General features: G+C 60.9%; 24 protein-coding genes. 7 read left to right on the plus strand and 17 right to left on the minus strand.

The genetic code is table 11. From position 1 onward, the window contains the following. The 13 genes from KBB36_RS15920 to hutH all read right to left on the minus strand — a co-directional run. A partial coding sequence (locus tag KBB36_RS15920; protein WP_290983029.1) for an aldehyde dehydrogenase family protein occupies positions 1-672 on the minus strand: 672 nt, incomplete at its 3' end. A 76-nt stretch (positions 673-748) separates the two neighbouring features. Next, complete coding sequence (locus tag KBB36_RS15925; RefSeq protein ID WP_290983032.1) at positions 749-3,064, minus strand: xanthine dehydrogenase family protein molybdopterin-binding subunit; 2,316 nt, start codon at positions 3,062-3,064, stop codon at positions 749-751. Beyond that, entirely contained in the window at positions 3,061-3,339 is a 279-nt protein-coding gene (locus tag KBB36_RS21010; protein ID WP_366933211.1) for a 2Fe-2S iron-sulfur cluster-binding protein, read from the minus strand. The genes KBB36_RS15925 and KBB36_RS21010 overlap by 4 nt, the downstream gene beginning before the upstream one ends. Positions 3,340-3,357: 18 nt before the next feature. Next, the gene (locus KBB36_RS21015) at positions 3,358-3,552 is read right to left on the minus strand and encodes a 2Fe-2S iron-sulfur cluster-binding protein (protein ID WP_366933212.1); all 195 of its coding nucleotides are present in this window, start codon (positions 3,550-3,552) and stop codon (positions 3,358-3,360) included. A gap of 9 nt (positions 3,553-3,561) precedes the next feature. Then, positions 3,562-4,422 carry a xanthine dehydrogenase family protein subunit M gene (locus tag KBB36_RS15935; protein WP_290983035.1) on the minus strand — a complete coding sequence of 287 codons (861 nt, stop codon included), beginning with the start codon at positions 4,420-4,422 and terminating at the stop codon, positions 3,562-3,564. A gap of 11 nt (positions 4,423-4,433) precedes the next feature. After that, the gene (locus tag KBB36_RS15940) at positions 4,434-6,176 is read right to left on the minus strand and encodes a CocE/NonD family hydrolase (protein WP_290983038.1); all 1,743 of its coding nucleotides are present in this window, start codon (positions 6,174-6,176) and stop codon (positions 4,434-4,436) included. Positions 6,177-6,314: 138 nt separating this feature from the next. Then, positions 6,315-8,423 (minus strand): molybdopterin cofactor-binding domain-containing protein, encoded by a 2,109-nt coding sequence (locus tag KBB36_RS15945; RefSeq protein WP_290983040.1) that lies wholly within the window; start codon positions 8,421-8,423, stop codon positions 6,315-6,317. Further along, complete coding sequence (locus KBB36_RS15950; RefSeq protein ID WP_290983043.1) at positions 8,420-8,941, minus strand: 2Fe-2S iron-sulfur cluster-binding protein; 522 nt, start codon at positions 8,939-8,941, stop codon at positions 8,420-8,422. The genes KBB36_RS15945 and KBB36_RS15950 overlap by 4 nt, the downstream gene beginning before the upstream one ends. A 109-nt stretch (positions 8,942-9,050) precedes the next feature. Beyond that, positions 9,051-10,439, minus strand: a complete 1,389-nt coding sequence (locus KBB36_RS15955; protein ID WP_290983046.1) for an AtzE family amidohydrolase — start codon at positions 10,437-10,439, stop codon at positions 9,051-9,053. Beyond that, positions 10,436-10,624, minus strand: a complete 189-nt coding sequence (locus KBB36_RS15960) for a DUF4089 domain-containing protein (RefSeq protein ID WP_290983049.1) — start codon at positions 10,622-10,624, stop codon at positions 10,436-10,438. Before KBB36_RS15960 ends, KBB36_RS15955 begins: the two co-directional genes overlap by 4 nt. 130 nt (positions 10,625-10,754) lie before the next feature. Further along, on the minus strand, positions 10,755-11,216 hold the full coding sequence (locus tag KBB36_RS15965) for a PAS domain-containing protein (protein WP_290983052.1): 462 nt from the start codon (positions 11,214-11,216) through the stop codon (positions 10,755-10,757). Between the two features lie 230 nt (positions 11,217-11,446). After that, complete coding sequence (locus KBB36_RS15970; RefSeq protein ID WP_290983055.1) at positions 11,447-12,037, minus strand: hypothetical protein; 591 nt, start codon at positions 12,035-12,037, stop codon at positions 11,447-11,449. Positions 12,038-12,143: 106 nt separating this feature from the next. Next, positions 12,144-13,697 carry a histidine ammonia-lyase gene (gene hutH / locus KBB36_RS15975; RefSeq protein WP_290983058.1) on the minus strand — a complete coding sequence of 518 codons (1,554 nt, stop codon included), beginning with the start codon at positions 13,695-13,697 and terminating at the stop codon, positions 12,144-12,146. Positions 13,698-13,905: 208 nt separating this feature from the next. Here hutH and KBB36_RS15980 point away from each other — a divergent pair, with 208 nt between their 5' ends. Beyond that, positions 13,906-16,368, plus strand: a complete 2,463-nt coding sequence (locus KBB36_RS15980) for a methyl-accepting chemotaxis protein (protein WP_290983061.1) — start codon at positions 13,906-13,908, stop codon at positions 16,366-16,368. A 6-nt stretch (positions 16,369-16,374) separates the two neighbouring features. Here KBB36_RS15980 and KBB36_RS15985 read toward each other — a convergent pair whose 3' ends face one another. Next, positions 16,375-17,775 carry an aspartate ammonia-lyase gene (locus KBB36_RS15985; RefSeq protein WP_290983064.1) on the minus strand — a complete coding sequence of 467 codons (1,401 nt, stop codon included), beginning with the start codon at positions 17,773-17,775 and terminating at the stop codon, positions 16,375-16,377. Between the two features lie 11 nt (positions 17,776-17,786). Continuing rightward, complete coding sequence (locus KBB36_RS15990) at positions 17,787-18,662, minus strand: SDR family oxidoreductase (protein WP_290983067.1); 876 nt, start codon at positions 18,660-18,662, stop codon at positions 17,787-17,789. Positions 18,663-18,729: 67 nt separating this feature from the next. Here KBB36_RS15990 and KBB36_RS15995 point away from each other — a divergent pair, with 67 nt between their 5' ends. From KBB36_RS15995 to KBB36_RS16015, 5 genes are all read left to right on the plus strand, one after another. Continuing rightward, entirely contained in the window at positions 18,730-19,503 is a 774-nt protein-coding gene (locus tag KBB36_RS15995) for an SDR family oxidoreductase (protein ID WP_290983070.1), read from the plus strand. 101 nt (positions 19,504-19,604) lie between these two features. Further along, positions 19,605-20,147, plus strand: coding sequence for an oxidoreductase (locus tag KBB36_RS16000; protein WP_290983073.1), 543 nt, complete (start codon positions 19,605-19,607; stop codon positions 20,145-20,147). 6 nt (positions 20,148-20,153) lie between these two features. After that, positions 20,154-21,629, plus strand: a complete 1,476-nt coding sequence (locus KBB36_RS16005; RefSeq protein WP_290983075.1) for an ATP-binding protein — start codon at positions 20,154-20,156, stop codon at positions 21,627-21,629. Beyond that, the gene (locus tag KBB36_RS16010) at positions 21,629-22,624 is read left to right on the plus strand and encodes an alpha/beta fold hydrolase (RefSeq protein ID WP_290983078.1); all 996 of its coding nucleotides are present in this window, start codon (positions 21,629-21,631) and stop codon (positions 22,622-22,624) included. Before KBB36_RS16005 ends, KBB36_RS16010 begins: the two co-directional genes overlap by 1 nt. After that, entirely contained in the window at positions 22,624-23,085 is a 462-nt protein-coding gene (locus KBB36_RS16015; protein ID WP_290983081.1) for an HPP family protein, read from the plus strand. Before KBB36_RS16010 ends, KBB36_RS16015 begins: the two co-directional genes overlap by 1 nt. 1 nt (position 23,086) lies before the next feature. On the opposite strand, the gene KBB36_RS16020 is transcribed toward KBB36_RS16015, so the two are convergent. Continuing rightward, positions 23,087-23,395, minus strand: a complete 309-nt coding sequence (locus KBB36_RS16020) for a hypothetical protein (protein WP_290983083.1) — start codon at positions 23,393-23,395, stop codon at positions 23,087-23,089. Positions 23,396-23,516: 121 nt separating this feature from the next. Here KBB36_RS16020 and KBB36_RS16025 point away from each other — a divergent pair, with 121 nt between their 5' ends. Beyond that, positions 23,517-25,358: a potassium/proton antiporter gene (locus tag KBB36_RS16025; protein ID WP_290983085.1), complete on the plus strand. Its 1,842-nt coding sequence runs from the start codon at positions 23,517-23,519 to the stop codon at positions 25,356-25,358. Here the strand turns inward: KBB36_RS16025 and KBB36_RS16030 are convergent. Then, the coding region (locus KBB36_RS16030; protein WP_290983088.1) for an aldolase/citrate lyase family protein at positions 25,327-26,052 on the minus strand (726 nt) is incomplete at its 5' end. The two genes, KBB36_RS16025 and KBB36_RS16030, sit on opposite strands and share 32 nt — an antisense overlap.

A 26,052-nucleotide genomic window follows, 5' to 3' on the forward strand; every position in this document is an offset into this window, starting at 1 on the left:
CGCCCGCACATCGGGATGCGCCGACACAGCCAGGGCGGCAGCACGATCGCCGGTCACCACATTGAACAAGCCATCAGACCAGCCGGCAGCCTGAAACAGCTCGGCCAGGCGCAGAGCCGTGCGGGTGCCCGCCGGCGCCGGCTTGGCCACGACGGCATTACCGGCAGCGATGGCTGGCGCCACCTTCTGCACCAGCAGATTCACCGGCGCATTGAACGGCGTGATTGCCGCCACCACGCCATACGGCACGCGGCGAGCGAAGCCGATCAAACCAGTGCCGGCTGCCGCCGCATCCAGCGGCAGCATTTCACCGGCCGGCAAAGTTTCGATGGCCGAAGCACAGGCGAGCATGAATTCAGCACCTCGCTGCACTTCAAAGCGCGCCAGGCGGATCGGCTTGCCCACATCCTCGGCGATCAATGTGGCAACCTTTGCAGCATCCGCGCTCAGCGCCGCAGCCCCATCCCGCAGCCATTTGGCGCGCTGATGCAATGGCGTGTTGCGCTGGGCAGTAAAAGCCGCCCGTGCCGATGCCACCGCCACTGCCACGCCGGTCTCGCCGGCCTCTGCGATGCGGCCGATCACCACGCCATCTTCCGGCCGCACAAGATCAAAACCGCCTTCCGACGGCACAATCTGCCCGGGCACAAAAGAGTTGATAACCTGCACCATCTGCTTCAACCTCAATAATTTCACACTAACTGTTCAGTCAATATTTAAGCAGCAAAAAGCGTTGTGCACCGGCATGTTAACCTGCCTGGTGTTTCTCGCGCGCCGCCTGGATCATTGCCCACACGCGCGGCGGCGATAGCGGCAATTCCTTTGGCTCAACACCAAAATCCGCCAAGGCATTCGCCACGGCATTGGCGATGATGCCGCCTACCGGAATGGTGCCGCCCTCGCCCGCGCCCTTGGCCCCCAGCGGATTGAACGGCGAGGGCCGCAGGCCGATGGAGATCGAGTTGATATTGGGATAATCGGTCGCCAATGGCATCAGATAATCGGCAAAGGATGCGCTCAGCATCTGGCCATGTTCGTCATACACCAGATGCTCCAGCAATGTGCCGCCCAGGCCTTGCACAATCGAGCCGATGGACTGGCCGTGCAACGTGAGCGGATTGATCACGCGCCCCGCATCCTCAATAGCAGTGTAATCCACCACCTCAACATGCCCGGTGCGCGGATCAACCGCCACATGCGCAACATGCGTGCCATAAGCGTAGGTGTGGCGATGATTGGAAAAACTGCCCTCGGCGCTCAATTGCTGATCGGCCAGTTCAGCCAGGCTCAATTGCCGGCCGTCACGAGCAGCAGCGACGCCGCGCGCCAGTTCAACCTCTTCCGGTGCACAATTGAAACGCTTGGCTGCCGCTTCACGGATTTTAAGCTTGAGCTGCTCGGCAGTATCGAGGATCGCCGAACCACCCATCACCGTGGAGCGCGAGTGATAAGAACCCCAGCCCTCCTTGACGTAAGTGGTGGAGCCCAGGAATACCCGCACCTGCTCGTAAGGAATATCCAGCGCATCGGCAGCAATCTGGCCCAGGATGGTTTCCGCGCCCTGACCAACCCCGGACGAGCCGACATAAATCGAGGCAATGCCATCGGCCTCGATGACAATACGGGCGCCCTCCTTGGGACCGGCGGCACCACCTTCGATGAAGCAGCTTACGGCCAAACCATGATAGCGGCCATCGATCAACTTGCCTTGCAGATGCTGCTTCTCATACCACTTGGCCTCGGCTAGGCCACGATCCAGCAGTATTTCATAAGCGCCGCTATCCAGCGCCGTGGGATTAGGCACCGGCAATGTATTCGGCAATGGATATGGCATGTCGGATTCCGGCACCAGATTGCGGCGGCGGAACTCAACCGGATCAAGCCCCAAATCCTTTGCGGCCAGATCAAACAGCCGCTCGCGGAAAAAATCCGCTTCATAACGACCCGGGCCGCGATATGTGCCGGAGGGTGATTTGTTGGAAACCTGCATTGCCACGTCGATATGCAGGTTTTCCACCTTATAGGGGCCGGACAGGAATTGGCCGGCATTACGCGGACTGATCACCGCTGCCGTGCGCATATAGGCACCGATATTGGCCCATACCTCGCCCCGCATGGCCAGCACGCGGCCATCACGATTACAGGCAATTTCGATATCACAGGAAAAATCGCGCGCATGGCTGATCGCCAACAGATGCTCGCGCCGATCCTCGGTCCATTTCATCGGCCGGTTCATCAGCTTGGCGGCATAGGGCACCAGGAAATCCTCTGGGAAGAACTCGCCCTTCACGCCATAGCTGCCGCCGCTATCGCCTTCGATCATGTCAACCGCTTCTTCGGCCAGCCCCATGGCATTGGCCAGGATGCGACGATTGGCGAATGGCACCTTATGCGCGCCCCACACGGTCATATGCCCGGCATTGGCATCCCAATGGGCCAGCACACCGCGCAATTCCATGGTCACGCCGGTATGGCGATGCACATAGAATTGCTCGCGCCGGGTATAGTCAGCCGTGGCGAAAGCCGCATCGGCATCGCCCTTGCTGGCTTTGAAATAATGCGCCTTGTTGGAGCCATGCGCTTCAAATAGCAGCGCTTCATCAGCGCATGAGGTAGTGATATCGGCCACTGGCGGCAGGCTCTCGATATCCACCTCTATCAATTCCAGTGCATCCTCGCCCAGCGCCACGCTATCGGCAATCACCACGGCAATCGGCTCGCCAACATAACGCACCTTGCCCTGGGCAATCACCGGCTGCTGGAATGGCAGGTATTCCGGAATGCCGAACAGGCGCACCGGAATTGTCGGCACCGGCTGGCCGATATCGTCGGCGGTCAGCACGGCATGCACGCCGGGCAAAGCCAAAGCTGCCGAGGCATCAATCCGCTGGATGATGCCATGCGCCACATTGCTGCGCACCATCACGGCATATAACTGATCAGGCAGCGACAGATCATCAATATACTTGCCCTTGCCGCGCAGCAGGCGGAAATCCTCCACGCGCTCAATGGCCTGGCCGATGGCAGGCTGGCCACTGGAAATCGCAGGCGCCAACAGGCTCATGGCTGGCCCTCCGCTGCGGCAACTGGCTTGGCATAGGCCGCCCTGGCTTCCAGGATCGCTTCAATGATGGGTAGATAGCCCGTGCAGCGGCAGATATTGCCAGACAAGACATGGCGGATACGATCCACGTCGGCATCCGGCTCATGCGTCAACAACGCATGCGCGGTGGTGATCATGCCTGGGGTACAGAAGCCGCATTGCAGCGCATGGTGTTTGCGGAAAGCCGCTTGCAAAGGCGTTAAGGCATCGTCATTTGACAGGCCCTCCACCGTCACCACATCACAGCCCTCGGCCTATGGTGCCAGCATCAGGCAGGAACGCACCGCTTCGCCATTCACCAATATGGTGCAGGCACCGCAAACGCCATGTTCGCAACCAACATGCGTGCCGGTCTGGCCAAAATGATGCCGCACACAATCGGACAGCGTGGTGCGTGCTTCGCCGGTGAATTCCACCGGCTTGCCGTTGAGTTTGAATTCTACGGGCATGATCTATTCCTACTGCGTCTGCATGGAGCGATGCAGCACACGCTCCAGCAATGTGCCGACCAGGGCCTTGCGGTAATGCGCATCGGCATGCAGGTCGCTCATCGGATTGACACTGGCGGCAGCCAGAGCGGATGCCTGCTCGATCAAAGCAGCATCTAGCCGCCTGCCATTGAGCAACGCTTCCACATCATGCAGCCGGCGCGGAATCAGATCGGCGCCAATCACACCAACATGCATGTTGCTGATCAGGCCAGCGGCATCAATATCGTAATGCGCCGCCACACCGGCCAAAGCAAAATCGCCCTGGCGCCGGGCGAATTCCTCAAAAGCCCAGCGCCGGCTTGCTGGCCAGGCCGGCAGCATCACTTCCAGAATGATCTCTTCATCGGCCAGCACGGTCTGCAATGGCCCAACAAAAAACTCGGCCGCTGGCACTTCACGGATGCCAGCAGGGCCGGCGATACGCAACACCGCATCACAAACCACCGCCACACCCGGCATTTCGGCCGCCGGATCAGCATGCGCCAGGCTGCCGCCCACAGTGCCGCGATTGCGAATCTGGTAATGCGCCACCTGGTCGATCATGGCTGCGAGCAAAGGCTGTGCCACACGCAAAGCAGTGTGGCGCTCAATCTCACACCAGCGCACCCGTGCACCCAGCCGGGTTTGCCCGGCCGTTATGGTCACCTGGCGCAACGGCTCCAGCTTGCCGATATCCACCAGCAGCGGCGGCGCTGAAAGCCGGAATGCCAATACCGGAATCAGGCTTTGACCACCGGAGATGATCTTGGCGCCCTCATTGGCCTGCAACAGCGCAATGGCTTCATCCACACTGCCGGGGCGCGCATATTCAAGTTGAGACAGTTTCATCGGCGCACCATTCAGCCCGGAATACGAGGCAGCAAAAGATAAGAATCATGCTCAGGTCCAGTCAGGATCGAGCAGAGCCCGTCAAATTCCGCACGCGGCCGATCCTGTTCACTGTTATGCAGAATACGGCCTGGGATATCATGCGTTTCAAAATCACGCCCCTGAATTGTCAGCACCAGGCGATAACCCGCCGGGAACACAATGCTGGCGGGCCAGATTTCAACATCCAGCTCATAAGCCTCGCCGGGGGTCAATTTCTGCACCTCATCGTGGCTGTGATAGGGCCGGTAAGGCAGCGTCATCGCCGCATCCTGCTTGCGGTGCGAAGCCCTGAGCCAGCCGCGTGCCACCGGGGTTAGATCGCTGGCGCCGGTGAAGGCCACTTCCTTGCCAGCTGGATCAAACATGCGCAAAGTGGCAAACAGGTCCATATCCGCTGTGCTGGAGCTAATCCACAGATGCGCCTTCAGCGGGCCGGTGAATTCGGTTTCCTGCTCAAAAGCCGGCGTGGTGAAGCTCACGCCCTCACCCAGCGCGCGGTAGCTGACCCGGGCTTCCTGCTGCGGCGTGGTGGGCAGCAATGCCCTGGCCGCAGCATCCAGATGCAACCGGGTCCAGTCGGTGCGCGCCAGCGGCCATTCCTGCTCGGCACGGAAGGCCCCGCCATCCGGCCGCCGCACAAACAGATTGATCTTCGGTTCCTCCAGCCAGCCGCTATCCTCACCTTTGAGGAAGTGATCAAAAAACCGCTGCTGGCGTTGCACAAATTGCGGCAGATAAAAGCTTTCGAAATGGGTGCCGATATGCATCTGCAACCATTTCTGCGACGAGCCGGCGCGCAGATAGCCTTCAATATTGCCGCGCAGATGCAAGCCGGCGCCACCCCAATTGGCGGCTGATAACAACGGCACTTCGATACGCGACAGATTTGGCGAACGCGCCTTGTACCAGGCATCATCCAGCGGATGTTGCAGCAAGTCCTGGGGATGATTGGCGCGGTTGCCGGCTAACATTGCCTGGCTCAGCGCTGCGCCGGTATTCGGCAGACCGGTATCACGCTCGCGGTAATGCGTGTCGGCATTGCCATGCTGGTTGGGCAGCACCTGGCGCGGATACCATGCGGTTGGAAACAAGTGGCTGAAGATGCCGCCATGATGGCTCCAGTCACGATAAAGATCGGAACCACCTTCCCAAACACAAATCGCCGCCAGATGCGGTGGCCGCAAGGCCGCCACTTGCCATTGTTTGATGCCGTAATAGGAAATGCCGATGGTGCCGACTTTGCCATTTGACCAGGGCTGCACGCCAGCCCATTCGATGGCGTCGTAATAATCCTGGGTCTCGCGCGGCGAGAACGGATCGAGATAGCCGGGCGACTTGCCGCTGCCGCGCGAATCGACTGCAATAACCACATATCCCGCCGGCACCCAGCGTTCGGGATCAACCAGTTCCCAACGCAGATGCTGGCCAGAGCTGCCATCGCGGTCTATGCCAGGATAAATCCGGGTCAGGGTTTCCCATTGCGGCTTGTAGCCATCGGCAAAATGGATGTCCTTGCCATAGATGCCCAGCGCCATCACAACAGGATAACGACCGGCCTGCTGCGGACGATACACATTGGCGCGCAGCACGGTGCCATCGCCCACTTCAATCGGCACGTCTTTTTCAAAAATCATCGCCGCGCCAGCCGCAGCCGACGCTGATTGCACACCACCCATGGCACCACCCACCCAGCTACCTGAAGCCATCCACATGACCTTCATCATGCTTCAGGAATAATAGACTATCTGGTCAGTCTAATGTGATAAACTTCATATGGTCAAGCGACAAAAAGATAGCGGATTTTCCGCGCAAGCTGCCAAATAATTCGGCACTAATTGCTGGCTTTGGCATCATTCCTGCCGCAGCAATGTCGCCATCAGGCGTTCGCGGCTCAATGGCAAATGGCGCAGGCGTTGCCCCAACGCCCGACTGGCTGCATTGCCCAATGCCGCAGCAGTTGGCCCTTGCGATACCTCGCCAAGCCCAAGCGGCGGCTGATCCGGGCGCTTAAGCAGGCAGGTTTTTATCGGCGGCACTTCGGAAAAGCGCAGTATAGGATAACTTTGCCAATCCACACTGGCCATAACACCATCCACACTCCGCACCGCTTCCTTCAGGCTCCAACTGATTGATTGCACAACACCGCCTTCAATCTGGTTCAGCGCGCCATCCGGATTGATAATGCAGCCGCCATCCACGGCGCACCATATGCGCGTAACGCGAACCGCTTCCTCGACCTCAACCTCTGCAATCACCGCACAATAGCCAGACTTGTTCTTGTAGCGCGCCAGCCCGATCCCCTGGCTGCGGCCTGTGCTTGTCTCGGCATTTGCCTGCCAGTTCGCCATTTCGGCCACTTTATCCAGCACCGCCAGGGCGCGGGCATCGCTCAAATGGCGACGCCGGAAGAGCAGCGGGTCGCAGCCGGCCTTTTCCGCCAATTCATCAATAAAGCCCTCAATGGCAAATACATTCGGATGCGCACCCAAAGCACGCAGCGACGATGTGCGCAAGGGTAGGTCATGCAACAGGCGATGTTGCAGGCTGACTGCGGGCAGGTCATAAAGCGGCACTGCATTTCGCAAAGCGCCGCTGCCCACCGCATCGGCCACATCGCTTAAGTTTTTTGGCGCAAAGCCGGCATCGCAGGCGGTTGCCGCCGCCAGATTTATATCGCCACCGGCGCCGGGTCGGCTGGAATGTGTGCCGCTGGAAATACTGGCGCGCCAGCCCTGGATAAGGCCCGCCTGATCCAGCCCGGCGCTCAATTCCATAACCATGGCTGAGCCGCTGGTGGCGCGCATTTCATCTTGTCGGGTCCATAGCACCCGCACCGGATAGCCCGGTATCGCATCAGCCAGCAAGGCCGCCTCTAATGCCACATCATCGGCGCCGTTATGGCCATAACAGCCTGAACTGGGCCGATGCTCCAATTCCAACATCTGTGGCGCATAGCCCAGCACACGGGCAATCTGGCTGCGCAGGTTGAACAAACCCTGGCTATGGCACCAGATTTTCAGCTTATCACCCTGCTGCTCTGCCACGGCACAGCTGGGCCCTATTGCACCATGCAGTAGGAAAGCCCGGCTATAAGTGGCCTGGATTGTATCTGCCGGCAAAGCCGGCTGCGGATCATCGTGCATTACTTTGGTCGGTGCGCTTTGCAGCCATGGCGCGACCTCTTCCGGAATCTGCATGTGCGGCGCATCCCAACCCAGCATGGGTTCCAAATATGCAGCCGCCTGCCGCGCCAGACTTTCACTACCGGCGATCAGTGCCAGAAAGTTTCCGCGTCGCACTAATCGACATTTATCGCCATAACGCTGATGAAAATTTGCAGCCGGCACATCCCGCAAGCTCGCCCCTAAGCAGGGAGCATGGAATACGCGACCATGCAGCATGTTAGGCAAAATCAAATCATGCAGAAAACCGCTGCCGGCCAGGATTTGCGGCAGATCGCGGCGCGGCAAGGATTGCCCCACCAGTCGATTGCCTTGGCTTGGAAGCAAGCTTTGTTCGGCGTGAATTGACTGGCGCCAATTTATCCTTTCAGCCACCGACCAGAGTGAAACACCCGTCGGTGTACCATCTGCAAGAATATTGCCCTGCTGCATTGAGAGGGCCTGTGGCGCCAGGTTCAGCATGCTTGCCGCCGCTGCCAGCGCCGCATCACGCAGGCAAGCGGCGGCCAGTCGCAATGCAGCTCCACCGGTTTCAATCGATTGGCTACTGGCGGTGAGCCATTCATCCGGCCCCGCAGCGGTATTCAACGGCAACATGTCAATCGATTCAGGCGACAAGCCCAATTCATCGGCGGCAATCTGCACCAAAGCAGTGAGAATGCCCTGGCCCAGTTCAACCTTGCCGCTGCGTATGCCCAGCCGCCCCGGTTGCGCCAGGCAGAACCAGCTTTCCAGGCGGGGGTTATCCAGAATGCTTTTTGGCAATGGCCTTGTCATGCCAAACCGCCAGCAAGGCGCTGCTTTGCAGCCGCCTCTATCGCCGCCAGAATACGCGGCTGCGCACCACAACGGCAGAGATGCGGATCCAGTGCGGCAGCAATCTCGGCCCGGTTCGGCATGTGCTGCAGATCGCGCAACCAGGCAAAGGCGGTAACCACAATGCCGCTCAGGCAATAGCCGCATTGCCCGGCCTGATGCTGCAAAAATGCCGCAAGCAAATCCTGGCCAGCAGCATCCTTGTGCAAACCTTCAATAGTGATGACCTGGCGGCCATTCACATCCGGGGCAAAAAGCTGACAGGCAGGGCGCGGCCGGCCATCCACCAGCACCATGCAGGCACCGCATTGCTCCAGCCCGCAGCCAAAACGGCTACCCGTCAAACCCAGCCCATTCCGCAAGGCTTCCAACAGACTGGCACCCGGCTCGATGGCAAGCCTGGTGTGGCAGCCATTCACGCTGCATTCCAGGATTTCCGATTTATCCTGCGCCAATGGTGGATCAACACGATCAAGCATGCGGCCTCAATCAATATGGCGCCTAGAGCACGCCTGAAACTAGCGTGGCGGCAATATTACTGTCCAGTTAGTCATATTGCCGCCACAAAAATTGGCGGAAACTCCGCCCTTATAAGGCTACATGAGAGCCGGCAACGCCCGCTTTCTCAAGATAACGGGCAACGCGCAGCGCCAGATCTTCACGCCATGGTGCAGCAATCACCTGCACCCCCATCGGCATCGGCGCTGCCGCTGCATAGGGCGTTGCCACCACCGGCAGGCCGGCAAAGGTGATCGGCTGTGTGAACAGGCCGATATTGGCCCGCACCGGCATTTCGACACCATCCAGGGTCATCATGCGCTGGCCGATTTTTGGCGCAATGCAGGGTGCCGCCGGCGCCAGCAGGATATCCACGTCACGGAATAGCTCCTGCATGCGGGCGCGATACCAGCGCCGGAACCGATTGGCCTGCACATACCAATCACCTGGCAAGAGCGCACCGGCCAGGAAACGATCCCGCGTATCCGGATCAAAATCATCGGCGCGCTGCTGCAATCGTTGGCGATGCAGATTGGAGCCTTCGATTGCGGTCATGGTATAGGCGGCTGCACGCGCCCGCCGTGCTTCCGGAATGGTGACACGCCGGGTGGCACCCAATGCCTTGGCAAAGGCCTCTACCGCTTCATGCGCCAAAGGCTCGCCGCCACGGGCAAAGTAATCATCCGCCACCGCAATGCGCAAACCATCAATGCCCTGCTCCAGACTGGGCAGTGTTGGTTCCAGCGCGCGCTGGGCGCAAACCGGATCGGCGGCATCCGGCCCCTGCATCACATCATAGGCCAGAGCCAGATCATGGCTGCTGCGTGCCATCGGCCCGAGATGATCCAGGCTGGCAACAAACGGAAAGCTGCGATTACGCGGCAAACGGCCAAAAGTCGGCTTCAACCCGAACAAGCCGCAAAACGAGGACGGCACGCGGATCGAACCATTGGTATCCGAACCCAGCGCCAGCGGCACCATGCCACTTGCCGCCGCCACGCCTGAACCGCTGGACGAGCCACCCGGCATGCGGGTCGGATCATGCGGATTGCAGGCATTGCCGTAATGGCAATTTTCGCCGGTGAAATCATAGGCATATTCGCCCATGTTGAGCGCACCGACCAGCACCGCGCCGGCCGCTTCCAGCCTTTCGATCAGCGGCGAATCCGCTTCGCGCGGCGCGTGTTCGCGATTGATCTTCGAGCCGGCCACTGTGGGCAGACCGGCAATGTCATAGAGATTTTTCACCGCGAAAGGCACACCGGCCATCGGCCCCAGCGGCTGGCCGGCAGCACGAGCAGCATCCAGCTTACGCGCCGTGGCCCGCGCCCGATCCTCCAAAACGGTGGTGAAGCCATTGAGTTTGCCATTCACTGCCGAGATACGGGCGAGCGAGATTTCCGTGGCCTCAAGAGCGCTGATGCGGCCCTCGGTCACGGCAGTGGCGATTTCAGCCGCCTTGCTGGTAAAATCAATCATGGCGCAAAGGTTGCGGCAATTTCGAGATCATCAGGCAGCGGGAATTCCAGGAACAACTGCGCGGTTCCGGCAATCCGCCGCATATTATCCAGCACGCCGGGCAATTGCTGTGGCGTGATGGTATAGCCGCCCAGGGCGGCGGCCTGTTTGACATAGGCCTCCATGTCAAAATCGGGAGCAATCATGCTGCTTCTTTCTCTGCTTGTTTGACAGACATGCCGGGAAAGCCGGCACGGTCACACTACAGGCAGGCAGCAACAAATCGGAAGCATCCTGTAAAACATCCATTGGCGCCGGCTAGGGCCCGCACCCTAATCAGCCGCGCGCAACCACCAGCGGCACAACGATAAGCTTTGTCACGCTGCCATCGGGACCACCGAGTGGCAGGATCAGGCGTTCGGTGCGGATGTATTCCTTATGCGGCGCCATGGTGGCAGTGTGGCTGACATGTGCGCGACGGGTTGTTACCGCTTCATCCATGTAGGCATGCACCTGGCGCACCATCTCGGTGTCGCCCACTTCATCGGCATAACGCCCGGTCGGATCGAAGCCGAAAGTCGCCACCACCTCGGTGCCGACCAGTCGGTAGTAATAGCGCCGGCCATAGGGGCCGTGCGGCTGCTCCACCACATCATGCAGCACCACCCAGGGCAACAAGGCGGGTCCGATATTGGCTGCGTCAAAAACCTCGCGCCCGGGCAGGGCGCCGTCTGTGCCAACCTGACCGGCCCAATATTGGTAGAGCTGGATCAGATGGATATCTTTGAGAGGCTGCAACGCGCTTCACCTTGCATGCAAAAGCTGCAAAACACGCGGGGTTATGGGCTTTTCATCGCTGCGGCACAATGCCTAGCCGCCCCACTGCGGCAACTATCCGCAGCCCTGACCGCAAGTTGCTACATTGCGAAACTATACTTGCCTGCATTGCCTCAACCAACAATAAAAAAAGCTGTATACGGCCTTCTACATGCCGAAACTTTCACATCACGGCAAAGCCGGTAAACGCCTTACGGGGCTGATGCCACCATGCGCCCCACGCTTTCGGCGATATCCAGCATGAAGCCGTTGAAACGGTTATCGCCATTCTGCTGCCAGAGGCCGCCTTCCGGCTCTTTCAGGGTTACATCCCAGACAGAGCTGTTCTGGCCCGGCGCCATAAGTTTCATTGAAACCGTGAATACCGACAGGCAGGCACCGCCACGGCATGATTCCTGTGCCGCGATCGGCATGATCAACAGCCGGTGAAAGTCCCGCTGGCCGAAAGGGCCAAGCGGGATTGGTTTGTCCTGCTGGTCAAACTCAACGGAAATGGCTTCAGCTTTCAGGCTTTTTTTGGCGAGATGGCCGGGCAACTGGCCAACAACGGCATTGCGCAACGTGATCTGTTGCTCCTTGAGCGCCGTCCCGAGCTTGTCTGCTTCCTTGCCGGAAGAATAACGCTCCTTCATCGCCGCATTGATGAACAGGATATTTAATCCCTTCGCCGCCACGGGGCCGCTATCAGGCCGTTTGATGACCGTTTCGGTCGATGTTGTCTGGCATGCGGCCAAGAGAAAACATGCCGCCAATAAAACACTGAAAGTCCGGGCAAAACGCATGTAAACAACCCCTCCACTGCTTTTTGGCTGCAAACAATCAGCTTCTGCGCGCCATTCAATTACACCATTGCACTTAATTACCGATAAATCATAGCAACACACACCATTATTGGGAATAGCCATCCTGCATAGATGGCACAAGCTCGCTGCTCCAACGGTTAAACGCTCCGGCACGCACCAAGTGTCCGGCGGCGGCGATGTCCGGGGCGAAGAAACGATCCCGCTCATAGGCCGGCACAGCAGCGCGGATCAGGCCATGCACCGCCTCCAATGGCGCCGAACTATGCAGCGGGCGGTGAAACTCGATGCCCTGGGCGGCGGCAAGCAATTCGATGCCGATGATCGTGCTGGTATTCTGCGCCATCGCCAGCAGGCGACGCGCGCCATGCGTGGCCATCGAGACATGATCTTCCTGATTGGCCGAGGTGGGCAGCGAATCGACACTGGCCGGATGCGCCAGTTGTTTGTTTTCGGAAGCCAGCGCCGCTGCCGTGACATGCGCGATCATGAAGCCGGAATTCAGCCCCGGCTCGGCCACCAGGAAGGCCGGCAGGCCGCTCAACACCGGATCGGTCAGCAAGGCGATGCGCCGCTCGGCAATAGCGCCGGTCTCGGCCAAGGCAAGGGCCAGGATATCGGCGGCAAAAGCCACTGGTTCAGCATGGAAATTGCCGCCTGAGATGACCTCGCCGCTATCGGCGAACAGCAAGGGATTGTCGGTGACGGCATTGGCCTCACGCGCCAACATCGCCGCCGCCTGGCGCAGCAGGTCGAGCACCGCCCCCATCACCTGCGGCTGACAGCGCAACGAATAGGGATCCTGCACCCGGCTGCAATCCAGATGCGATTCCCTGATCCGGCTGCCCTGCAACAGGCTGCGATACAGCGCGGCGGTGTCGCTCTGGCCCGGCTGGCCGCGCAAGACATGGATGCGCGGATCAAACGGCGCATCGCTGCCCTTGGCGGCTTCCAAAGACAGCATGCCGGCAACCAGCGCGGCGGCAAAGGTATCCTCAGCCGCAAACAGCCCGAGCATTGCCAGGGCGGCAGAAACCTGCGTGCCGTTAAGTAATGCCAGCCCTTCCTTGGGGGCCAGTTCCAGCGGCTCCAGCCCGGCCGCGGCCAGGGCTTGCGAAGCCGGCATGAGGCGGCCGTTCACCCGCACCTCGCCAACGCCGATCAAGGCCGCCGTCATATGAGCCAACGGCGCCAGATCACCGGACGCGCCAACCGAGCCTTGCGCCGGAATACATGGCAGAATGCCGCGATTGGCAAAGTCCAGCAGGCGCTCGATCACCAGCCAGCGCACGCCGGAATGGCCACGCGCCAGGCTGGCCGCCTTGAGCGCCAGGATCAGGCGCACGGCATCGTCGGCCAGCAAAGGCCCGGTGCCCACAGCATGCGACAGCACAAGATTGCGCTGCAATTCAGCCAGTTTTTTGGTCGGGATCGCCGTCTGCGCCAGTTTGCCGAAACCGGTATTGATGCCATAGGCAACCCGGTTCTCGGCCACAATCTGCGCCACCAGGGCTACGGCAGCCTCCACCCCGGGGCGAGCGACAGGATCAAGCCGCAAATTTGGCTCGCCCGCTGCCGAACGCGCCACCCGGCGCCAATCGCTCAAACCCACTTTGCCCGGTTGCAGCAGCAGATCGACCATTCCAGCCTCCTTCGTCGCGGTGACAAATATTAATGACTAGACATGTATATACATCCTAAAAATCGCCATTTCCGCCGTCAAGCCAACTTTTATGAAAGCGGTTTTATTATACCACCCGATTATCCACCCAATGTATCAGGGCAAACACTTTCCCGCATTACGCGATAGTGCCTATGCTGACGACTTGGCAGCTTCAGAAGGAAACACCATGTCGGCCAGCGCTTTTTCCAACACCTCCATTGGTGGCCGGATCAATATCGGTTTTGGCATCGTGATCCTGCTGCTGATCGCGGTGGCCGGGGCCGGGCTGTTTGGCGCCAACAATGCGCGCCAGCTCTTTGGCCGCTACGACATATCGTCGGATGCCGTGCGCGCTGTGTTGCGCGCCGAGCGCGATGTGATCGAGATCAGCCGCAACGTGATGCTTTACACCGAGCGCGACAGCCAGCAGGCGCTTGAAAAAGCCCGCCAGATGATCCGCAGCATCCCGGAAACCCTGGCCGGCGCCGAAGCCGAAGCCAGTGACCAAGACCGTCAGCGTCTGGCGGAAATTCGGGCTGATGTGCAGCGCTTTGGCATTGTCGTTGAGGAAATCGTCAAGGCCCGCGCCGATTACAATGCAATCTTTGCCAAGGATACGGTGCCGGCCTCGACCAAACTGCGCCAGCTATTGCCCGACATCATCAAGCGCGCCGAAGGCGCCTATGATTACCAGACCGCCTTTCTGGCCACCCGCGTGCAGGAGACCCTGAACGCCATCGGCGCGGCGGCCTATCAATATCTCTACCGGCCGAAGCCCGAATTGCTGGCCCGCAGCATCCAGCTTGCCGCCACGCTTAACACTCAATCCGAAGCCCTGGCGGAACGCCTGGCGATGACATCCAGCGGCGGGTCGGTGAATGAACTGCGCGCTGCAGCAAAGACCTACAGCGACAGCCTGGTGCAGGTGATGACCATCATTGGCAAGATCGGCGCCGATATGCAGGGCCGGTTGCAGCAGCATGCCGATGCCGCCATCGCCGAAAGCGCGGCGCTTGCCACTGAACGCAGCGCCGATCTGGATGAGGACGAAACCAAGCTGCATCGTAATCTTGGCCTCACCCTGATGGTGATCGCGGCTATTGCGCCGGTGACCCTGGTGGTGGCGGTGATCTTTGCCCTGCTGATTGGTCGCTCGATCCGTAATCCGGTGCTGGAGCTCACCGGCACCATGGAAAAACTATCCACCGGCGATTACAGCGCCGTGGTGGATGGTCTGCAGCGCCGCGATGAGATTGGCCGCATGGCCCAGGCGGTGCAAATCTTCAAACAGAATGGCCAGGAGAGTGAGCGACTGCGCAATCAGGTGGAACAGGAGCGCCAGCAGCGCGAGCGTGATCGCGCCGAGCAGGAAGCTGAACTCGACCGCTCCGTCGGCCTGGTGGTGAATGCTGCCGCAGCAGGCGATCTGGGTCGGCGCATCGACACTGGCAATCTGCACGGCGTGATGAAGGGCCTGGGCGACGGCATCAACCGGCTGGTGGGCAGTGTTGCAACTGCTGTTGATGAAGTAGGCCAGGTGCTGGCCGGCATGGCCGGCGGCGATCTGACCCGGCGTGTGCGCGGCGAGTATCAAGGCGTATTCGCCAAGCTGAAGGACAATGTGAACGCCACCAGCGAGAAGCTCGGCAGCACCGTGCGCGGCATCACCGAAAGCGCCGCAGCGGTGAATGATGCCTCGTCGGAGATTTCCGCCGGCAGCCAGGATCTGGCCAGCCGCACCGAGGCGCAGGCCGCCAGCATTGAGCAGACTGCCGCCTCGATGCACGAGATCACCGCCACCGTGCGGCAGAATGCCGACAATGCCCAGGCTGCCAACCAGCTCAGCCAGGCTGCGCGTGATGCCGCCGACAAGGGCGGCAATGTGATGCAGGAAGTGGTGGGGGCGATGAGCGGCATCGAAGGCAGCGCCCAGAAGATCGTCGAGATTGTCGGCCTGATCGACGAGATTGCGTTCCAGACCAATCTTTTGGCGCTCAATGCCAGCGTGGAAGCGGCGCGTGCCGGCGAGGCAGGCAAAGGCTTTGCCGTGGTGGCGCAGGAAGTACGCGCGCTGGCGCAGCGTTCGGCCAGCGCATCGAAGGATATCAAGGCGTTGATCGCGGAATCCAACAGCCAGGTGCGCACCGGCGCCAGTCTGGTAAACCAGGCCGGCGGCGCGTTGGGCGATATTGTCACAGCGGTGAAGAAGGTGACCGATATTGTAGCCGAAATTGCTGCCGCAAGCCGCGAGCAGGCCACCGGGCTGGATCAGATCAACACCGCCGTAGCCAGCATGGACGAAATGACCCAGCGCAATGGCGCCCTGGTGGAAGAAACCTCGGCGGCGGCGCAGGCATTGAGCAACCAGGCCCGGGAATTGACCCGTATGGTCGGCTTCTTCCAGGTCGGCGGCCATAACCCAAGCCCGGCCAGCGCAGCGGCACCAAGCACCGCAAAAGCGCCGCCGCCAGCGATAAAGCCTGCGGCTGTGATCAAGCCCGCCAGCGTGATCAAGCCTGGCGCCAAGCCTGCCGCGCCAAAACCCACAGCATCGCAGCCCGCCGTTCCGGTGGCGGCCAAGCCGGCGCCAAAGCTGGTGTCTAAGCCGGCCCCGGCAGCGGCCGATGACGACGACTGGAAGGAATTCTGAGGCGGTTCAGCGTTTGCGTGGCTGCGTCATGCCGGCAAGGTCGAGGATCGTATCGATCTGGCCGGCATCGACCCAGCCCTTCTCCAGCACCAATTCGCGTATGGTGCGGCCGGTCTTGATTGCTTCCTTGGCCAGGGCCGCAGAACGCTCATAGCCGATATAAGGATTGAGCGCCGTGACCAGACCGATACTGGCCTCGACATGGCGCCGGCAGTAATCCTCGTTGGCGGTGATGCCCGCAACACACAATTCTGCCAGCGTGCGCGCCGCCCGCACCAGCAATTGCAGCGAATGCATCACGTTATGAACGATCAGCGGCTCCATCACATTGAGCTGGAGCTGGCCAGCCTCGGCCGCCATGGTTACTGCCATGTCATTGCCGATGACCTGGAAGCAGACCTGGTTGACCACTTCCGGGATCACCGGATTGACCTTGCCCGGCATGATCGACGAGCCCGGCTGCATCGGCGGCAGGTTGATTTCGTTCAGGCCGCCGCGTGGTCCCGACGATAGCAGCCGCAGATCGTTGGCGATTTTCGACAGCTTGACGGCAACGCGCTTGAGCATGCCGGAATAGAGCACAAAGGCGCCCATATCCCAGCTTGCCTCGATCAGATTGGCGGCGCGCACCATGGGCAGGCCGGAAACCCGGGCCAGTTCGGCAATCGCCAGGGCGGAATAATCCGGATCGGTGTTGATGCCGGTGCCAACCGCCGTGCCGCCGAGATTAACCTCATGGAACAGGCGCACGGTTTCGTCGCCACGCGCCACATCTTCCAGGATATTGATGGCAAAAGCCTCAAACTCCTGGCCCAGCGTCATCGGCACCGCATCCTGCAACTGGGTACGGCCAAGCTTGACGATGCTGGTGAATTCCTCACCACGCTTGCGGAACTCGCCGGCCAATTGCTCCAGCGCCCGGCTCAGTTCGGCATGGCTCAGCAAAGTGGCCAGCCGCACCGCCGTGGGATAGGCGTCATTGGTGGATTGCGACAGGTTCACATCGTCATTCGGATGCAGATGGGCATACTCGCCCTTGGCATGGCCGAGCAATTCCAGGCCACGATTGGCCACCACCTCGTTCACATTCATGTTGGTGGACGTGCCGGCGCCGCCCTGGAACACATCGATGGTGAACCATTCATGCAGCCGGCCATCAATCAGATCGTCACAAGCGGCAGCAATCGCAGTGTTCTTTTCCGGTGCCAGATAACCCAGCCTGGTATTGGCCGCAGCCGCCGCCTTCTTCACCATGCCGAAGGCACGGATCAGATGTGGATAATGGTTCAACCCGATGCCGGAGATGCGGAAATTATCCAAGGCCCGCTGGGTCTGAACGCCGTAATAGGCGTCTGCCGGAATTTCACGCTCGCCGAGGGAATCGTGTTCCAGCCGCATGCCGGTCATGGTGATATCTCCTAAACGCTGCGTTGCGCCTTGTCCTTGGCGTTGGTCGCCTCGATGGCAGCGCGGATTTCGGTCCAGTCGTCGTCGGTCAGTTCAAGCAGGTTGCCAAAGCCGCCGGCGGAGTTGAGCCATTGGCCGCCATCAATGGCAATCACTTCGCCATTAATATAGCCCACTTCATCGGCCATCAGGAAGGCGGCGAAATTAGTCAATTCGCTCATCGCACCAACCCGCCGCATCGGGATCGCCTCAATCATGCGCTTTTCCAGTGCCGGGGTTGGCGCCAGACGCTTGGTCATGCCCTCAGTGGGAAACGGTCCCGGTGCGATGGCATTGAGCCGGATGCCCTTCGGCCCCCATTCCACAGCCAGGCTTTGTGTCATTGCCGCCACGCCAGCTTTCGACATCGCAGAAGGCACCACAAAGGCAGAGCCGGTCCACACCCAACTGGTGACAATCGAGATCACGCTGGCCTTGTGACCAGCAGGGATCCAGCGCTTGCCGCAGGCCTGGGTGACATAGAAGCTGCCATGGAACACGATATTGGCAATGGCATCAAAGCCGCGCGGGCTCATCTGCTCGGTCTTGGCGATAAAATTGCCGGCCGCGTTGTTGACCAGACCATCCAGCGGCCCATCGCGCCAGATCGTCTCGATCATTTCATCCACGGCCTGCGCCACGCGGATATCGCAGGCCATGTAATGGACCTGGCCGCCGGTGGCGCTGCTCAGCTCCAATGCGGTATCGCGCAGCACACCTTCGCGCCGGCCGCAGATATAGACCACGGCGCCTAGTTCAAGGAATTTCTGTGCCATCGCCTTGCCCAGGCCGGTGCCGCCGCCGGTGACCAGGATACGCTTGCCTTGCAACAGATCAGACCTGAACATTGTTTTTCCCCGGCTTTGATTGTTAGGGTCCGAACTATAAAACCGCTCAACACCCGGAGAAAGCCTCATGGACCTGCAACTGACCGACAAGGTGGCCATTGTTACCGGCGCCAGCAAGGGCATTGGCCGGGCCATCGCAGTGGAGCTTGCCGCCGCCGGCATGAAGCTGGTGCTGGCCGCCCGCTCGGCCGACCTGCTGCAACAATTGGCCGCCGACTTGCCCACCGATTGTCTGGTGCAAGCGATGGACCTGCGCCAGCCGCAGGCCGGCGCCGATCTGGTGCAGGCCACGCTGGCGCGCTTCGGCCGCATCGACTTGCTGGTGAACAATGCCGGCGCCACCAAGCGCGGTGATTTCCTGGCTTTGAGCGACGAGGATTGGGCTGATGGCTTTGCGCTGAAATTCTTTGGTGCCATGCGGTTGAGCCGAGCCGCCTGGCCGCAGCTCAAAGCGGCGCAGGGCAGCATTGTCAATATCATCGGCGTGGGTGGCCGCACCGGCAGCGCTGAATTCGCCATCGGCGGCAGTGTGAATGCCGCCGGCATGAACCTGACAAAGGTTCTGGCCGATCGCGGCGTGACCGAAGGCGTGCGGGTCAATGCCATCAACCCGGGCACCATCGCCACCGACCGGCTCAAAACCCGCATCGCCAGCTTCGCCCAGGAACAAGGCATTTCCGCCGAGGAAGCCGCCAGCCGCATGCCGCGCGCCATGGGCGTGGCACGTTTTGGCGAGCCGGCAGAAATCGCCCGGGCCGTGGCCTTCCTGGCCTCGCCGGCCGCCGCCTATATCAGCGGCGCCATCCTGGATGTGGATGGCGGCCTGACCCGCACCCTCTAACCGAGCTTTCCGGCTGCGTCGTCTAAGCAGTTTCACGCTGCCGAAAGTTGCTTTACAATAGTGTTTACAGCGGCCTCGCATCTTCAGGGGAAATGTTCCGCATGCGCCTTTTCACCGCCCTGCTGATCGCACTGCTCTGCTGGCTCGGCCAGGGCTACGGCCCGGTCAAGGCGCAAAGCCCCTCCACTCCCCTGGCGCAACCAAGCGGCCCGGTCATCCTCACTGTCAGCGGCGCCATCACACGCGGCAATGCCAGCGATGCCCAGGGCGGCAAGCTGGCACATTTTGACCGCGCCATGCTGGAGGCATTGGGCCAGGCCGGTTTTGAGACCAGCACGCCATGGCATACCGGTGTCGTACGCTTTGATGGCGTGCCGGGCAAGGCACTGATGCAGGCCGTGGGCGCCAAGCCCGATGGCATGGCGCAGGCAGTGGCGCTGAATGACTATGCCTCAGCGGTGCCGGTGGCAGATTTTCTAAACCGTGGCTTGATTCTGGCTCTGAAGCTGAATGGCAGCTACATGACCGTACGCGACAAAGGCCCACTCTTCATCATCTATCCGTTTGACGGCGACGCAGCCCTGCGTCAGGAAAGCTACTATACCCGTTCGGTATGGCAGCTGCGCCGCCTCGAAATCCGCTAAGCCGCCATGGCGCAAAAAGAACCAGCGGTTCAGTCAGCACCAACCGGCCGCAATGATCTGATCGGATCGGCGCGCCGCTTTGTGCTGATCTTCTCTGCCGTATTCGTTGTGGCCTTTGCCGGTATCGCTTCTTATCTCTATGTGCAGCACAGCGAATTCGCCCGCGCCATGCGGCAGAATGTGATTTTTGAGGGCACTCAGTTACGCGCCGAATACCTGACCCTGCGCAACCGTATGGCGGAAGTGCTCGCCGGCATGCCGGAGCGCGAGCGCGACGATGTGCAGGTGGCCTATGACATACTGATCGCCCGTGTAAGAGCACTGGAGGAAGGCCGCAGCGCCGAATTGTATACGCATGACCGCGAACTGGCGCCGCTGTTCCGTGGCCTGGCCAGCGAAATCCGGCGCTGGGAGCCACAGGTGCAGCGCTTTGTCAGCGGCGACGATCATACCGGCTATGTATTGTTGCGGCAGCTTGCCACGGCTGGTGCTGAATTCGGCGCCTTCACCGCCCGCGCCAACAGCATCACGCAGGGCCGCATCGGCGATACCGACCGGCGCATGCAGACATTGTATCTGCTGCTGCTGGCCTTGCTGCTCGGCGGCGCCGCCGTGGTAGCGGTTGTGGCGCGCCTGCTATTGCGCCAGGCCACTGCCACCGATGCAGCGCATCGTCATCTCACCGCGCTGGCACGTGATCTGGAAGCGGCACGGCGCCAGGCTGAGGCTGCCAACCGGGCCAAGTCCAGCTTCCTGGCCTCAATGAGCCATGAATTGCGCACGCCGCTGAATGCCGTGATCGGCTTTGCCGACATCATGCATCAGGGCTTGTTCGGCCCGCTCGACAATGCGCGTTATGCCGAATATGTCGCCTCGATCCAGCAGAGCGGCCAGCATCTGCTGAGCCTGATCAATGACATCCTCGACATGAGCCGCATTGAAGCCGGCCGGGTGGAACTGAACGAGGATCGTATCGATATTGCCGGCCTGGTGGCCGATTGCCTGGATCTGGTGGATGTGCAGGCGCGCAGCAAAGGTGTGACTTTGCAGGCTGAGCCCGGCCAGGCCGACGCTGCACTCTGGGCCGATGAGCGCGCCCTGCGCCAGATGCTGCTCAACCTGACCGCCAATGGCGTGAAATTCACCCCCACCGGCGGCAGCGTGACGGTGAGTCATGGCGTGGCCGCCGATGGCTGGTATGAAATCGCGGTGCGCGATACCGGCATCGGCATGGCCGAAGCTGAAGTGGCGCGGGTGTTTGAACCCTTTGCCCGTGGCGGCAGCCAGTTGGTGCGGCAGCAATATGATGGCACCGGGCTGGGCCTGCCGATCACCCGCCGGCTGGTGGAATTGCATGGTGGCCGCATCCAGCTCACCAGTGAATTAGGCAAAGGCACCATTGCCCGGCTGCGTTTTCCGCCCGAGCGGATCAGCCGCGTTTCCGATTTTGGCGCCATGCTTGGCGCGGTACCCAGCGACTGATGGCGAAACTGCTTTTTGCCCTACTGTTCCTGGCGCTGGCTGGCTGCGCACCGCGACTGCAACCTTCCGGGACAACACAAACCACGCCTGCCCTGCTGGAGAATGCCTGGCGTGCCGAAGATGGCGCGGTCATGCCCTTACGAAGCTGGCAGCCTGAGGCACCGCGCCAGCCGCAAGCCGTGATCCTGGCTTTGCATGGCTTCAATGATTACGGCAATGGCTTTGCCGACCCGGCTGCCTGGTGGGCCAGGGAGCGCGGCATCGCACTCTACGCACCGGACCAGCGCGGCTTTGGCGCCGCGCCCTATCCGGGCCTCTGGGCCGGCGCCGAGCGTATGCAGGCCGATCTGAAAGAATTGACCCGCCTGCTGCGCAAGCAACATCCGGGCCGCCCGCTTTTCTGGCTTGGCGAAAGTATGGGCGGCGCCGTGCTGCTGGCTGCCCTGGCCGAACCCGACAACACGAATTTGCCCGATGGCGCCATCCTGGTCGGGCCGGCAGTATGGGGCCGCGCCACCATGCCGCTGAGCTACCGCGTCACGCTTGCGCTGAGTAGTCATATCTTGCCCTGGCTGCGGCTTTCCGGTCGTGGCCTCGGCATCCAGGCGTCAGATAATATCCCGATGCTGCGGCGCTATAGCGCCGATCCACTGGTAATCAAACAGACCCGCATTGATGCGGTATATGGCCTGGTCAACCTGATGGATGCGGCCTTGGCTGCCGGCCCGCGCCTTGATCCGGCTTTGCCGCTGCTGCTGCTGTATGGCGTGAACGATCAGGTGATCCGCAAGGAACCGGTGGAGCGTTTTGCCGCCAGGCTGGGCGGCCAGCGCCGCATTGCCGTTTATGATACCGGCTGGCATATGCTGCTGCGCGATTTACAGGCCGAACGAGTGTGGCGCGATATTGCTGCCTGGATAAACGATCCTGCTGCCGCGCTGCCCTCTGGCCGTGAAGCCACGACGCAGCCCCTGTTTCCCCAGGAGAAAAATTGATGAACCGAACCAGCCTGCTCGAAAGCCTGTGGGTGCTGACCGGCATGAGTGTTGCGCTCAGCCTGCTGCTGCTGGTGATTGATGCCGAGCATGGCCTTGCCCTCACCTCGATCGGCTCCACTGCCGTGCTGCTTTTCTGCTTTCCCAATCATGAAGGCGCGCAACCACGCACGGTGCTGATCGCCCATCTGCTCGGCGCGCTGATCGGCTTCGGCCTGCTTTACTCTGTCGGCGCCCATGCCTGGAGCATGGCCCTGGGCGTGGCGCTGATTGCCGTGGTGATGAAGCTGGGCAACATCATGCATCCACCGGCCGGCGCCAATCCGCTGATCGTGCTGAATATCAAGGCCAGCTGGATGTTCCTGGTGGATCCGCTGCTGCTGGCGCTGGTCATCCTGATGGCCGTGGCATGGCTCTGGAGCCGGCTGCGGCCCGGGCCGCGCTGGCCGCAGGCATGGTGATTCAGGCTATCCAGAACATCTGGTTGACTTCCACCGGCGAGATGCGGCGACCATTGCCGTTGCCATCATAGGAAACCGGCGCATCCTTGAATTCCCGCACCGGCGGATCGGGATTGGCATTATCTGCCGCCTGATCCTTGGCCACCACCGAGGCGATGCGCAGCAGCACTTGCAGGTTCACTTCCACGCCTGCCGCTGCACCATCGGTGATGCGGGCAATCTTCGCCGTTGCCACCGGAAACACCGGAGCATCCAGTGTTGTGCGGTAGACCGGGTTAGTCGCCAGGATCGGAGTGATCGTGTCAGCCATGATTTGTTAAGTATACCGCTCCTGCGTTTTTACAAAAGTGTATTTTGTTTCACAGTGCGAATGCGCCGCATTTCAGCCGCAATTCTTATTAACCATGGTTCCAAACAACGGAAAGTCGCGCATGGCCAGTATTGGTATAGTTAACGCCGCCCTGTTGCTCGGGGCCTTATTGGTACTTGTTGGTGTGCTTTCCAGCCTGATTGCCAGCCGCTTTGGCGCCCCGCTGCTGCTGGTGTTTCTGTTCGTCGGCATGTTGGCCGGCGAAGACGGCCCGGGCGGGCTGCAATTCAGCGATTACCAGACCACCTATCTGATCGGCTCGCTGGCGCTGGCGGTGATCCTGTTTGATGGCGGCCTGCGTACCAAGCTGGCCAGTTTTCGCGGCACGCTGGCACCGGCTGCCGTGTTGGCAACCCTGGGCGTGTTCATCACCGCCGGCCTGACCGGCTTTGTCGCCTATCTGCTGCTCGATCTGAGCTGGATTGGCGCTTTGCTGCTTGGCGCCATCGTGGCTTCCACCGATGCCGCAGCCGTGTTTTTCCTGCTGCGTACCGGCGGCATGAAACTGAAACGCCGCGTTGGCACCGTGCTGGAAATCGAATCCGGCACCAACGATCCGGTGGCGGTATTCCTCACCGTGTTACTGGTTGAATTGCTGCTGCAAGGCCCGCGCGACCTGGGCTGGACCGTGATGGTCAGCCTGGGCGAACAAGCCATCCTGGGCAGTCTGATCGGCCTTGCCGGCGGTTTTCTCGCTTCCACCTTGCTCAATCGCGTGGAATTACCCAGCGGCCTGCACCCGGTTTTTGTGGTGGCCAGCGCGGTGCTGGTCTATGGCGTGGCGGCTGTGCTGGATGGCAGCGGCTTCCTGGCTGTGTATCTGGCCGGCCTGGTGCTGGGCAATCGCCCGCTGCGCGCTTATCCCAGCGTGATCAGTTTCCATGATACGGCAACATGGCTCTGCCAGATTGTTATGTTCCTGATGCTCGGCCTGCTGGTTTCGCCTGCCAAGCTGCTCGATTTCGCACTGCCGGCCTTGCTGCTGGCCGCCTTCCTGATCCTGGTAGGGCGGCCGCTGGCGGTGTGGCTCTGCCTGCTGCCGTTCGGTTTCAGCCGGCGCGAGCGGACCTTCATTTCATGGGTTGGCCTGCGTGGCGCGGTCAGCATCTTCCTGGCGGCCATCCCGATGCTATCCGGGATCCCGCAAGCCGAAATCTATTTCAATGTGGCCTTCTTCGTTGTGCTGGTTTCCCTCATGGTGCAGGGCTGGACGGTCACCTTCGCGGCGCGTCAGCTTGGCATGGTGTTGCCGCAGGCTGGCGAACCGGCCAAACGTGTTGAACTGGACCTGCCGGGCCAGCTCAGCCATGAAATGGTGGGCTATCCGATTCCAGCCGACAGCCTGGCCCTGCGGCTTGGCGGCTTGCCGAAATGGGTGCGGCCGGTGCTGCTGATCCGCGATGAGCAATTGCTTGATCCAGGCGCCGCAGCGCCGCTGCGGCCGCATGATTATGTGTATGTGCTCAGCGAACCGCAGCATCTTGGCCGGCTTGACCGGCTGTTTGGCAGTGCTGGCGATCTGGCCTTGCCAGCGGAAAACGAATTCATCTTGAATGGCAGTGCGCCGATGCAGGCGGTATCGGCGCTGTATGGCATCACCTTGCACGAAGCCGAGGCCAGCCTCAGTCTCGCTGCGACCGTAGCACGCCGGCTTGGCGGCGCGGCACATATCGGCGACCGCATCCGCTTCGGCGATGCCACCCTGACAGTGCGGGACACCGAGGCCGGCCAGGTGACCCGCGCCGGGCTAAGATTGGGCGAAACCAACGCAGGTGCCGAAACCATCGAAGCGGTTTTGCGTGCCGAGCCGGATCTGTTCGACCGGCTCAGCACGCGTAGCAAAACTGCGTGGCAAGCTTTGCTGGCGCGGCTCAGGCGCCGAGATGGGAACGGAAGCGCTTGACGATATCGCGCGTCGCCTTGGTGAGCAGACCCTGATCAACGCCAACGGCAACAAAGGTGAAGCCGGCATCGAAATAGCGCTTCGCATCATCCTCGTTCGGCGCCAGGATGCCGGCCGGCTTACCTGCCGCCTTGCACAATTCCAGCGCCTTCATGATTGCCGCCTGGGCCTCGGGATGCGAGGCATTGCCGAGATGGCCCACATCGGCGGAAAGATCGGCCGGGCCGATGAAGATACCGTCGATGCCATCCTGCTTGGCGATTTCCGGAATGCGGTTCACCGCCGCCAGGGTTTCCACCTGCACGATGACGCCGAGTTCCTCCTCGACCCGCTTATGGTAATCCGCCACCAAGCCATAACGGTTGGCGCGCTGTGCCATGGAGACACCGCGAATGCCCTTGGGCGGATAGCGGGTGGCTTCCACCGCCGCCTTGGCCTCGACCTCGTCCTGCACAAAAGGCAGGATCAGGTTCGGCGCGCCGATATCCAGGAAGCGCTTGATCAGCACCGGATCATTCCATGACGGGCGCACCACCGGCGACGCGGTGTTGGCATCGATCTGCATGGCCTGCAATTGCTGCAACACCATCGGCAATTCGTTCGGCGAATGCTCGGTATCCAGCACCACCCAGTCAAACCCGGCCGTGGCAATGATCTCAGCCGCGATGTTGCTGCACAGCATACTCCACAGGCC

Source organism: Ferrovibrio sp. (assembly GCF_017994015.1).
Lineage (GTDB): Bacteria > Pseudomonadota > Alphaproteobacteria > Ferrovibrionales > Ferrovibrionaceae > Ferrovibrio.

What these genes read in the sequence shown, in the direction of transcription:
- KBB36_RS15955 (WP_290983046.1), bottom strand. Translation starts at nt 10,439, where the DNA reads ATGATTGATTTTACCAGCAAGGCGGCTGAAATCGCCACTGCCGTGACC.
- KBB36_RS16000 (WP_290983073.1), top strand. Translation starts at nt 19,605, where the DNA reads ATGCGCCTTTTCACCGCCCTGCTGATCGCACTGCTCTGCTGGCTCGGC.
- KBB36_RS15945 (WP_290983040.1), bottom strand. Translation starts at nt 8,423, where the DNA reads ATGACAAGGCCATTGCCAAAAAGCATTCTGGATAACCCCCGCCTGGAA.
- KBB36_RS15980 (WP_290983061.1), top strand. Translation starts at nt 13,906, where the DNA reads ATGTCGGCCAGCGCTTTTTCCAACACCTCCATTGGTGGCCGGATCAAT.
- KBB36_RS15940 (WP_290983038.1), bottom strand. Translation starts at nt 6,176, where the DNA reads ATGTGGATGGCTTCAGGTAGCTGGGTGGGTGGTGCCATGGGTGGTGTG.
- hutH (WP_290983058.1), bottom strand. Translation starts at nt 13,697, where the DNA reads ATGGTCGATCTGCTGCTGCAACCGGGCAAAGTGGGTTTGAGCGATTGG.
- KBB36_RS15925 (WP_290983032.1), bottom strand. Translation starts at nt 3,064, where the DNA reads ATGAGCCTGTTGGCGCCTGCGATTTCCAGTGGCCAGCCTGCCATCGGC.
- KBB36_RS15950 (WP_290983043.1), bottom strand. Translation starts at nt 8,941, where the DNA reads ATGCTTGATCGTGTTGATCCACCATTGGCGCAGGATAAATCGGAAATC.
- KBB36_RS15990 (WP_290983067.1), bottom strand. Translation starts at nt 18,662, where the DNA reads ATGTTCAGGTCTGATCTGTTGCAAGGCAAGCGTATCCTGGTCACCGGC.
- KBB36_RS15995 (WP_290983070.1), top strand. Translation starts at nt 18,730, where the DNA reads ATGGACCTGCAACTGACCGACAAGGTGGCCATTGTTACCGGCGCCAGC.
- KBB36_RS16010 (WP_290983078.1), top strand. Translation starts at nt 21,629, where the DNA reads ATGGCGAAACTGCTTTTTGCCCTACTGTTCCTGGCGCTGGCTGGCTGC.
- KBB36_RS16025 (WP_290983085.1), top strand. Translation starts at nt 23,517, where the DNA reads ATGGCCAGTATTGGTATAGTTAACGCCGCCCTGTTGCTCGGGGCCTTA.
- KBB36_RS16005 (WP_290983075.1), top strand. Translation starts at nt 20,154, where the DNA reads ATGGCGCAAAAAGAACCAGCGGTTCAGTCAGCACCAACCGGCCGCAAT.
- KBB36_RS15970 (WP_290983055.1), bottom strand. Translation starts at nt 12,037, where the DNA reads ATGCGTTTTGCCCGGACTTTCAGTGTTTTATTGGCGGCATGTTTTCTC.
- KBB36_RS21015 (WP_366933212.1), bottom strand. Translation starts at nt 3,552, where the DNA reads ATGCCCGTAGAATTCAAACTCAACGGCAAGCCGGTGGAATTCACCGGC.
- KBB36_RS15985 (WP_290983064.1), bottom strand. Translation starts at nt 17,775, where the DNA reads ATGACCGGCATGCGGCTGGAACACGATTCCCTCGGCGAGCGTGAAATT.
- KBB36_RS15935 (WP_290983035.1), bottom strand. Translation starts at nt 4,422, where the DNA reads ATGAAACTGTCTCAACTTGAATATGCGCGCCCCGGCAGTGTGGATGAA.
- KBB36_RS16020 (WP_290983083.1), bottom strand. Translation starts at nt 23,395, where the DNA reads ATGGCTGACACGATCACTCCGATCCTGGCGACTAACCCGGTCTACCGC.
- KBB36_RS16015 (WP_290983081.1), top strand. Translation starts at nt 22,624, where the DNA reads ATGAACCGAACCAGCCTGCTCGAAAGCCTGTGGGTGCTGACCGGCATG.
- KBB36_RS15960 (WP_290983049.1), bottom strand. Translation starts at nt 10,624, where the DNA reads ATGATTGCTCCCGATTTTGACATGGAGGCCTATGTCAAACAGGCCGCC.